The organism is Streptomyces sp. NPDC060205 (genome assembly GCF_042728395.1).
Taxonomy (GTDB): domain Bacteria; phylum Actinomycetota; class Actinomycetes; order Streptomycetales; family Streptomycetaceae; genus Streptomyces.
This window is the reverse complement of the sequence record NZ_JBHWZP010000343.1, coordinates 1-9,497: the sequence shown is the minus strand read 5'-3', so window position 1 is coordinate 9,497 and position 9,497 is coordinate 1. Positions and strand designations below refer to the sequence as shown.

The 9,497-nt window shown below is 73.1% G+C and carries 7 protein-coding genes; 2 read left to right on the top strand and 5 right to left on the bottom strand.

Going from position 1 to position 9,497, the window contains the following annotated elements; all coding sequences use genetic code 11:
• Positions 1–32 precede the first annotated feature (32 nt).
• Together ACFWGJ_RS37000 and ACFWGJ_RS36995 are read right to left on the bottom strand one after the other, a co-directional pair.
• Positions 33–1,004: a DMT family transporter gene (locus tag ACFWGJ_RS37000; protein ID WP_387333353.1), complete on the bottom strand. Its 972-nt coding sequence runs from the start codon at positions 1,002–1,004 to the stop codon at positions 33–35.
• Positions 1,001–1,870 (bottom strand): phosphatase PAP2 family protein, encoded by an 870-nt coding sequence (locus ACFWGJ_RS36995; RefSeq protein WP_387333352.1) that lies wholly within the window; start codon positions 1,868–1,870, stop codon positions 1,001–1,003. Before ACFWGJ_RS36995 ends, ACFWGJ_RS37000 begins: the two co-directional genes overlap by 4 nt.
• Positions 1,871–2,064: 194 nt before the next feature.
• Between ACFWGJ_RS36995 and ACFWGJ_RS36990 the strand changes: the two genes are divergently transcribed.
• The gene (locus ACFWGJ_RS36990; protein WP_387333351.1) at positions 2,065–2,688 is read left to right on the top strand and encodes a TetR/AcrR family transcriptional regulator C-terminal ligand-binding domain-containing protein; all 624 of its coding nucleotides are present in this window, start codon (positions 2,065–2,067) and stop codon (positions 2,686–2,688) included.
• A gap of 186 nt (positions 2,689–2,874) precedes the next feature.
• Here ACFWGJ_RS36990 and ACFWGJ_RS36985 read toward each other — a convergent pair whose 3' ends face one another.
• From ACFWGJ_RS36985 to ACFWGJ_RS36975, 3 genes are read right to left on the bottom strand one after another with little or no spacing between them, the layout of a single operon-like run.
• Entirely contained in the window at positions 2,875–3,849 is a 975-nt protein-coding gene (locus tag ACFWGJ_RS36985; protein WP_387333350.1) for a DUF2510 domain-containing protein, read from the bottom strand.
• Between the two features lie 54 nt (positions 3,850–3,903).
• Positions 3,904–5,091 carry an anhydro-N-acetylmuramic acid kinase gene (locus ACFWGJ_RS36980; RefSeq protein ID WP_387333349.1) on the bottom strand — a complete coding sequence of 396 codons (1,188 nt, stop codon included), beginning with the start codon at positions 5,089–5,091 and terminating at the stop codon, positions 3,904–3,906.
• 4 nt (positions 5,092–5,095) lie between these two features.
• On the bottom strand, positions 5,096–6,484 hold the full coding sequence (locus ACFWGJ_RS36975; RefSeq protein WP_387333348.1) for an MFS transporter: 1,389 nt from the start codon (positions 6,482–6,484) through the stop codon (positions 5,096–5,098).
• 230 nt (positions 6,485–6,714) lie between these two features.
• On the opposite strand from ACFWGJ_RS36975, the gene ACFWGJ_RS36970 reads away from it, so the two are divergent.
• Complete coding sequence (locus ACFWGJ_RS36970) at positions 6,715–9,381, top strand: ATP-binding protein (protein WP_387333347.1); 2,667 nt, start codon at positions 6,715–6,717, stop codon at positions 9,379–9,381.
• Positions 9,382–9,497: the final 116 nt, after the last annotated feature.

The window sequence follows — 9,497 nt, the reverse complement described above, 5'->3', positions numbered from 1 at the left end:
CTTCCTGTCTTTGCCGTTCGCGCGGAGCGGGGTCACAGCGAGGTGAGATGCCCCGGCTTCGGCTGCCGCGGCAGCATCGAGGGCTCGTACGCGGCGGAGTCGGGCTCCAGCGCGAGGACCGCCGCCACCGGATGCTCCTCGTCCACCACGCCGGACACCGGCACCGGCACCGGCGCCGGCCCCGCGTCCCGTGTGGAACGCGACAGCGTCACCACACCCCAGGCCGCGACCGCGCCCCCGGCCCCGGCGAGAAGCAGCCCCGCCACCCCGCCCTGCAACTGCTCGCCGAGCAGCGTCAGGCCGATGACCACGGCGGCGATCGGATTGGCCAGCGTCACCACGGCCAGCGGCGCGCCGAGCCCGCCCTTGTAGGCGGTCTGCGACAGCAGCAGGCCGCCCGCGGCGAAGGCCGCGACCAGCAGGGCCACCACGATCACCGGCACGCTGAACAGCGGACCCGTGCGGTCGGTGGCGGCGACCGTGACGGTCTGGGTGAGCGCCGAGGCGACCCCCGAGGCGAAGCCGGACGCGGACGCGTGCCGGAGTCCGGGGCGGGCGCCGGGCCGGGCCAGGACGCCGATGAGGGTCGCGGTGGCACCCGTCACGGCCAGCGCCTGCGGCAGACTCAGCACGTCGTCGGGCGCGGGCCCGGACGCCGTCACGAGCACCGCCGAGAGTCCGATCAGCGTCAGCGCCGTACCGCGCCACTCGACCGGGGTGACCCGCCGGCCGGCCAGCCGCGCGCCCAGCGGCACCGCGGCGACGAGCGTGAGCGCGCCGAGCGGCTGGACGAGGGTGAGCGTTCCGTACTTCAGGGCGGCCACGTGCAGCAGCGCGGCCCCGGCGTTGAGACCCACCGACCACCACCAGGCTCCGCGGCCCAGCAGGCGCAGCACTCCGGAGTCCGTGGTCCGTGCGGCCAGCCGCTCCTGCGTCACCGCGGCGCCCGCGTAGGCGACGGCGGAGAACAGCGACAGGACGACGGCGAGCAGGGTCGCGCTCATCGCCGTGCCCCCACGAGGCCGGACGCCTCCGGTACGCGGCCGGGGGCGTCCTGCCCACCGGACGCATGCGGTACGGGGCGGCCGGCGCCCTCTGTGTCCTCGGCGGCCTCGGCCGTCCGGCCGGAGCCGTCGGCGGCCGGAGCCTTTCGGGGCGGGCGGACGACGGCGAGGACGATGCCCAGCAGGGCGGCGGCCACGATCGCGTCGAGCCAGTAGTGGTTCGCCGTCCCGACGATCACCGTCAGGGTCAGCAGCGGGTGCAGCAGCCACAGCCACCGCCACCGGGACCTGGTCGCGGCGATCAGGCCGATCGCGACCATCAGGGCCCAGCCGAAGTGCAGCGACGGCATCGCCGCGAACTGGTTCGAGAGGGAGTCGGTCTCGGGGGAGGCGCCGTACACCGTGGGTCCGTACACCTGGCCGGTGTCCACGAGGCCCGTCGCGGCGAGCATCCGCGGGGGTGCGAGCGGGAATGTGAGATGCACCACCAGCGCGGCGGCGGTGACCGCGGCGAGCACCCGGCGGGCCCACACGTAGTGCCCCGGACGGCGCAGGTAGAGCCAGATCAGGAAGGCCGCCGTGGCGGGGAAGTGCACTGTCGCGTAATAGGTGTTGACGACGTGGACGAGGGTGTCGCCGTGCAGGACGGCGGACTGCACGGACCCTTCGCCGGGCAGGTGCAGGAACCGTTCGAAGTCCCACACGCGACGGGCGTTGCCGAAGGCCTCGGCGGTGTGGCCGGTGGCCAGCTGCCGGCCGAGTTTGTAGACGAGGAAGAGCCCCGCGACGAGCAGGACCTCACGGACGAGGGGTGGCCGCGGTATCGCGGCGGATCCCTTCTGTGCAGGCTCGGTTGGGAGTTCCATCCCCCGGCCCCTTTGCTTGACGGTCTCAACGGTGCTGATGCGTGGTGAGCCCAGGAGGGGATCCACTCGACACAGGGGTGGGTCCTGTCCAAGGCTCATCGATACGCCAGTGTACCGATACGAAGCCGTTCCGGTACACTGGCGTATCGATAGGGCGCCGGGGCGAGACCCGGGGACGAGTGAGGAGAAGAGCCATGACGTCGCAGGCAGCGGAGGGACCGGAGACGGTCGCCGCCTCGCGCCGCTCCAAGATCACGCCGGAGCGTGAGCAGGAGTTCTTCGACGCCGTGCTCGACCAGGTCCGCGAGTGCGGTTACGACGCGCTGACCATGGAGGGGGTGGCCGCCAGCACCCGGTGCAGCAAGTCCACGCTCTACCGCCAGTGGAAGACGAAGCCGCAGTTCGTGGCGGCCGCGCTGCGCGCCAACCACTGCCCCAAGTTCATCGGGATCGACACCGGCTCGCTCGCCGGTGACCTGCGCGCCGTCGCCCGTACGGCGGGCGAGCGGTCCGACGAGGACACCCGGCTCATGCAGGCGCTCGGCCAGTCCGTGATGCAGGACGAGGAACTGAAGCGCGCGCTGCGCGACGCCCTCGTGGAACCCGAACTGGACGCGCTGCGGGCGATGATCGGGCGCGCGGTCGAGCGGGGCGAGATCGCCGCCGGCCATCCGGTGCTGGAGTTCGTTCCCGCGCAGCTGCTCGGCGTGCTCCGGGTCAGACCCCTCCTCGAAGGCCGGCCCGCGGACGCGGAGTATCTGCTGCGCTATGTGGAAGTGGCCCTGCTGCCCGCCCTGGGGCTGGCCGACCCCCCTTAGAACTCAGGCCGCCGTCCAAGGGATGACTGGACGGTGACCTGATCGCGCCGCACCGTGGGGACGGGGGCGGCGCGCACCCCCCGGCCGGGTGGGGTTCCTCTTGAGCGGAGAGGCGCTCCACCCGGCCGATCGGTGTGCGGACGGGGTGTTCCCCGGTCACGTCCTGGACGTCCCCCGGGTTACGTCCTAGACGTCCTGGCCGTTGCCGCCGCCCGCGGACTCCTTGATGCCCTTGGTGATGTCGTCGATCACGGACTGCTTGGGCGCGTCGGCGCCGACGTCGATGCCGAAGCGCACGACGACGAGCTGCTTGGCGTTGGCGGGCGCCGGGAAGACCAGCGACTCGACGTAGCCGTCGGCGCCCTTGCTGGTGACGACCTTCCAGCGGACCGCGTAGCCCTTCTGCCCCGCCACGGTGACGGCCTTCGAGGACAGCTCCTCGTGCGAGGTGATCTTGCCGTAGCTCTTGCCGCCGTAGGCCTCCTCGGCGTTCTTGGAGATGTCCTCCTTGGCCGCGGCCTCGACGGTGGTGGCCTTGAGCTCCAGGGCGAGCGCCGGAGCCGAGTAGGCGCCGCCGCGCGTGCAGGTCGCCGAGGAGTCACCCGGGCACTTGTAGGAGTCCTTGGACGTCACCTGGGCGCCCACCTGGATGGTCGAACCGCTCCAGTCGTCCGGCACGGGGAGGCTGATGCCGTTGACCGGGTCGGCGGCGAAGCCGTCCTCGGACTGCTGCGGCTGCGGGACCCCGCTCTCGCCGCCGTCCTGCCCGCCGGGACCGCCCTGGCCACCGCCGTTCTGGCCGCCGCCGTCCTGGCCCTGCGGTCCGCCCGGCAGCGACGGCGTCGGCCGGGCGTCGCTCTGCCCGGTGCTGTCGGAGTTGTCGTCGGCCGTCAGCGCGTACACACCGCCGCCGATGCCCGCGAGGACCGCGATGGCGGCGGCCACGGCTATCGCCGTACGCACTCCGCGCCGGGGCCCGCCCGGCTTCGCGCCCCCGTACGGGGTGCCCGGCGGGTACGCCGGAGGTCCCCATGCGGCGGCCGACTCCGCGGGGCGGGTCTGGTCCGTCCATGTACTGCCGTCCCACCAGCGCTGCGTGGCGGGACCGTCACTTGTCTGCCCGGGGTCGGGATACCAGCCGGGGGGAGTCGCCTGCGTCATGTGCCCACCGTATGAGGTGTGGGTGAAAGCCGTATGAGAGGACCCCGTTTCAGGTCACCTCAGCACCAGGCGCACCGGCTGTTGCGCACCTGCGCGGAGCTGGGGGAAGCCGTTCCGTCCCGGGGTGAGCGAGCCGAGGACGGCGGAGCGCCGGGCGCCGGTGCTCCTCGGATCGGTGCCCGGCAGCCCGTGCGCCGTCAGGAACCCGAGAACGGCGAAGGCGTACGCCTCCTTGGCCGCCGCGGGCAGCCCGAGACCGTCGGAGAGCCGCAGCGGCACTCCGCGCAGTTCCGCGCCCAGCATCGCCATGAGGACGGGATTGCGCGTCCCACCACCCGAGACGATCACTTCGGTGACGTGGGCCGACCCGCGGAGGCTCAGGCCGCGGACGGCGTCCGCCACCGTGTGGGCGGTGAGCCGGGTGAGGGTCGCGATCACGTCCTCGTCGGACAGCGGTGCACCCGCTTCGGCCGACGCGGCGAAGTCCGCGAGCGCCGCCAGCAGATAGCCCTCGTGGAACAGCTCCTTGCCGGTCGTCTTCGGCGCGGGCCGCGCGTAGTACGGCTCGTCGAGCAGCCGGCGCAGCAGCGGCTCGCGCACCGTGCCGCGGGCCGCCATGGCCCCGTCGGCGTCGAAGTCCCGGCCGGTGGAACGGCGTACCGCCGCGTCGATCAGCGCGCCCGCGGGGCCCGTGTCGAAGGCCGTGCCGTCGGGAGCGGTGACGTTGGCGATACCGCCGAGGTTCAGCGCGACCGGCGTGCCGGGCCTGCCGCGCAGCCACATGAGGTCGACCAGGCTCACCAGGGGCGCGCCCTGACCGCCCGCGGCGATGTCGCGCGGCCGGAAGTCGGCGACCACGGGCAGCCCGGTCGCCTCGGCGATCCAGGCGGGCTGCCCGATCTGCAGGGTGCCCCGCACCTGCCCCCCGTCGGTCCAGTGGAAGACGGTCTGGCCGTGCGAGGCAATCAACTCGGCCCGTCCGTCGCACAGTTCGCGCTGCGCGCGGACCGCCGCGGCGGCGAAGGCCTGTCCGACGAGGGTGTCCAGCCGGCACACCTCGGCGAGGGTGGTGGCCGCCGGGGGCAGCGCCGCCGCGAGGGCCTCGCGCAGACCGGGCTCGTACGCCTGCGTCACCATCCCCAGCGGCGTCAGCACCAGGTCCGACCCGTCGAGGTGCAGGTCGGCCGCCGCCGCGTCGATGGCGTCGTACGACGTGCCGGACATCAGACCGATCACCCGCACCCGCTCAACTCCCCCTCTCCGCCTGCTTGTTCCGTTCCCGTACGCGCTCGGCCCCGGCGTCCGCCCGGGTCTCACGGAGTGTCAGGAGGGCCAGTGCGCTCACCGCGCAGGTGGCCGCCGCGTAGTACGCCGGGATGTCCACGCTGCCCGTCCGCTCGATCGTCTCCGTGATGATGAGCCCCGCGCACCCGGAGAACACGGCATTGGACAGGGCGTAGGCGAGTCCCAGGCCCGTGTACCGCACGCTCGTCGGGAACATCTCCGAGAGCATCGCCGGTCCCGGGCCCGCCATCAGACCCACGATCGCCCCCGCGACGAACACGGCGGCGCCCTTCAGCGCGGTCGAAGTGCCGCCGTCCTGCAGCAGGTTGAGCAGCGGGACGGCCAGCACGGTGACCAGCAGCGCGCCCGTGAGCATCACCGGCCGACGGCCGATCCGGTCGCTCAGCAGGCCCGCCGGGATGATCGTGGCCGCGAAACCCAGGTTGGCGAGAACCGTGGCCACCAGTGCCTGCTGGAAGGTGGCGTTCAGCGAGCTCTGCAGATAGGAGGGGAGCACGACGAGGAAGGTGTACCCGGCGGCGGCCCAGCCCATGACACGCCCGGCGCCCAGCGCGATGGCCCTCGCCACCTCACGTGCCGGGGGCCGCACGGGCCGCCGGTCCTCCCCGTCGGCCCGTTCCTCATGTGCTCGAAGGCTCCGGCCTGCCTGGAGGGCCTGAAAAGAAGGTGTCTCGTCGAGGCGCAGGCGCAGCCACAACGCCCCCAGTCCCATCGGCAGCGTCAGCAGGAACGGCAGCCGCCAGCCCCAGGAGTTCAGCTGTGCCCCGGTGAGCAGGGTCGCGAGGAGCGCCGCGGCCCCCGCCCCGCCCAGCAGCCCGAGCGCCACCGTGAACGACTGCCACGCCCCGTACAGCCCCCGTCTGCCCGGAGGCGCGAACTCCGTCATCACCGACACCGCCCCGCCGAACTCCCCGCCCGCGGACAGTCCTTGGACCACCCGCAGGAGAGTGAGCAGCCAGGGGGCCAGGGCGCCCGCCGTGGCGTACGTGGGCAGCACGCCGATCAGGGTCGTGGCGGCCGTCATCAGGACGATGACCAGGATCAGCACGGGACGGCGGCCGATGCGGTCGCCGAGGCGGCCGAACAGCGCGGCGCCGACGGGCCGGAAGAAGAACGCGAGCGCGAACGACGCGTACGTCCTGACCAGTGCCTCGGCCTCGGAGCCGCCCTCCGGGGTGAAGAACCGGGCCGCGACGACCGTCGCGAAATAGCCGTACACACCGAACTCGTACCACTCGATGAAGTTGCCGACCGACCCCGCGACCAGCGCTCTTCGGGAACGCCCGGGCCGGTCGGTCCCTAGGCCCGCGCGGTGCGCCGGGGCACCCATACCGTTCCTCCCGCACTGGGCGTGCTGACATTGCTGAAAGTTAGTTTCAGTTTGCGGTTGCTGACAGTCAATAACTTTCACCCGCGCCGGTCGGCGGGCAGGTCCGTCGACTCGCGTCCCCGGCCGTCACCCATGACGGCAACAGGTGTCCCGACCAGGCTCCATCGCGCCTTCCGGAGGACTAGGCTCGAAGTCTGCACGTCGTTGGGCCGACCTGGGGAGGTAGCGGGATGACGGAGGTACGGCCGGGTGCGGCCGCCTCGGCACCGCTCTGGGAGCGCGACGCGGAACTCGCCGCGGTCACGGAGGCCGTCGACGCCCTGTGCGCCGGCTCCGCCGCAGGCAGTGTGCTGGTGTTCACGGGCGAGGCGGGCATCGGCAAGACCGCGCTGCTGGCTCAGGTCCGCACCCTCGCGGAGGGCCGCTGCACGGTCTGGTCGGCCCGCGGCGGCGAGACCATCACGTCGGTTCCGTTCAATGTCGTGCGCCAGTTGCTCCAGCCCGCGCTCGTGGCGCTCATGCCGGACGAGGCACGCGAGTACTTCGGCGACTGGTACGACATCGCCGGACCCGCACTGGGCATAGCCGAACCGGGCGCACGCCAGGCGGACCCGCAGGGCGTGTGCGACGGACTCGTCGCCGCCGTCCGCAGGCTCGCCCGCCGCGAGTGGCCCCTGGTACTGCTCATCGACGACGCCCACTGGGCCGACCAGGAGACCCTGCACTGGCTGGCGGCCTTCGCCGAGCGCCTCGACGACCTGCCCGTCCTCGTCGTGGTGGCCCGCCGCCCCGGGGACGCCACCGGTGAGAGCGCCCGCCACCTCGACACGCTCGACGCGCTGTCCCGCCCGATGCCCAGCCTGCGCGCCCTGACCCCGGAGGCCACGGCCGGACTCACCCGCGCCACGCTCGGCGCCCACGCCGACGCCCCGTTCTGCCGCGAGGTCTGGGCGGTCACCGGCGGCAACCCCTACGACAGCGTGGAACTGCTCGCGAAGGTCCAGGACAGCGAACTGGAACCCGTGGAGGACTCGGCCGCCGAACTGCGCGTACTGAACCGCGCGGCGCGCGGGCGCGGACTGGTCGACCGGCTGGAAGGGCTCGGCGTCGACGCCACGAAGTTCGCCTGGGCCGCCGCCATCCTCGGCACACAGATCTCCGTGGACCTCGCGGCCGAACTGGCCGGAATGCAAAGGGAGGACGCCGAGCGCTGTGCCGTGCGGCTGAGCGCGGCCCGCATCCTCACCGAGGCCGACCGGGCGCCCGGCCAACTGGGCGACGGAGAGCTGGAGTTCGTCCATCCGCTCATCGCCACCGCCGTCTACCGCTCGATCCCCGACGCGCTGCGCACCGCGATGCACGGCGTGGCCGCCGCGGTCGTCACCGCGTCGGGCCTCGGCGCCGCCGCGGCCTCCCGCCACCTCCTGGAGGTGCATCCGGACGACGACCCCGAACTCGTCGAGCAGATGCGCGAGGCGGCCGGTGAACACCTCGCCGTCGGCGCCCCGGACGCGGCCCGCCGCTGCCTGGAGCGCGCCCTGCTGGAACCGCCGCTCCCGGAGGTCCACGCGCGCGTGCTCTACGAACTGGGCTGCGCCACGCTCCTGACCTCACCCGCGACCACCATCGGCCATCTGCGCCAGGCGCTCACGGTGCACGGCCTGGAGGAGGAACTGCGGGTCGACGCGGTCTGCCGGCTGTCCTCGGCGCTCGTCCACAACGACCAGCTGGAGGAGGCCGTCGCGGTCGTCGACGCGGAGGCCGACCGGCTCGCACCAGGTCCCGCGCGGATGCGGCTGCAGGCCGTGCACTACATGTGGGAGGGCATCCACGCCGGCGAGGAGGACGCGCCGGGGCGCTCCCGCCGGCTCGCCCAGCTGGCCAAACCGCTCACCGGCCGCGACAACTCCGAACGCGCCGTGCTCATCCTGCGGGCCTTCGACGCCATGACCCGCGGCGAGAACGCGGAGGAGGTCGCCGAGCTCTGCGACCGCTCGCTCGTCAACGGCCGGCTCGCGCCCGGTCTCGGCTGGACCGACACCGAGTGGAGCTTCGAGCTCCTCATGATGCTCGGCATCTCCTACACCTACGCGGACCGGCTCGACCGCGCCGAGAGCCTCTTCACCGAGGCCAAGCGGTCGTACGAGTCCGCCGGCTGGAGCGGTGGCCATCTGGCCCTCTCGCACGCCTTCGGCGGATACGTGCTCCGCAGGCGCGGACGCCTCAAGGAGGCGGACGAGTCACTGCGCGAGGCGCTGCGGCTCGCGGACCGGGTGGGCCGCGGACTGCCCATGCACTGGTCCGCGGCGTGCATGCTCATCGACACGCTGCTCGCCCGCGGGCATGTCGGCGAGGCCGAGGAGATCGCCGAGCGGTACTCCTTCGAGCCGCCGCACCCGTCGACGATCGTCCTGCCGGACACCCACTCGATAAGGGGCCGGCTGCTCATCGCCACCGGTCGCGTCGAGGAGGGCGTGAACGAGCTGGAGACCGCGGAGAAGATGTCCGAGGCCCGCGGCGGTCACAACACGGTGATGGCTCCCTGGGCGGGCGACCTCGCCCGGACCCTCGCGGTCGAGGACCCGCGCCGTGCCGCGGAGGTGGCCGCGGACGCCCGCGTCCAGGCTGAGCGCTTCGGCACCGATACGGCCATCGGGGAGGCCCTGCGGTGCGCTGCCGCGCTGGAGACGGGCCAGCGGTCGGTCGCGCTCTACGCGCAGGCCGTCACGTACCTGGAGGCGTCCCCGTGCGCGTACGAGCACGCCGCGGCCCGCGTCGAATACGGCATCGCATCCCGCTCCCGCACGGAGATCACCAGGGCCCTGACCCTGGCCGAATCCTGCGGAGCGGACGGCTTGGTGACCCGAGCCCGCGACGCCTTGACCGCAACCCCGTAAGGGGCGCGGGGAACGGCGCGCTCAGCCACGACGTGCCTGCAGGCGGCATGCGGGCTGTCGGGGCAGGGCGGGTCCGGCTTTTGGCTGCGGCTGCGTGGGGGCGGGCCGCGCAGTTC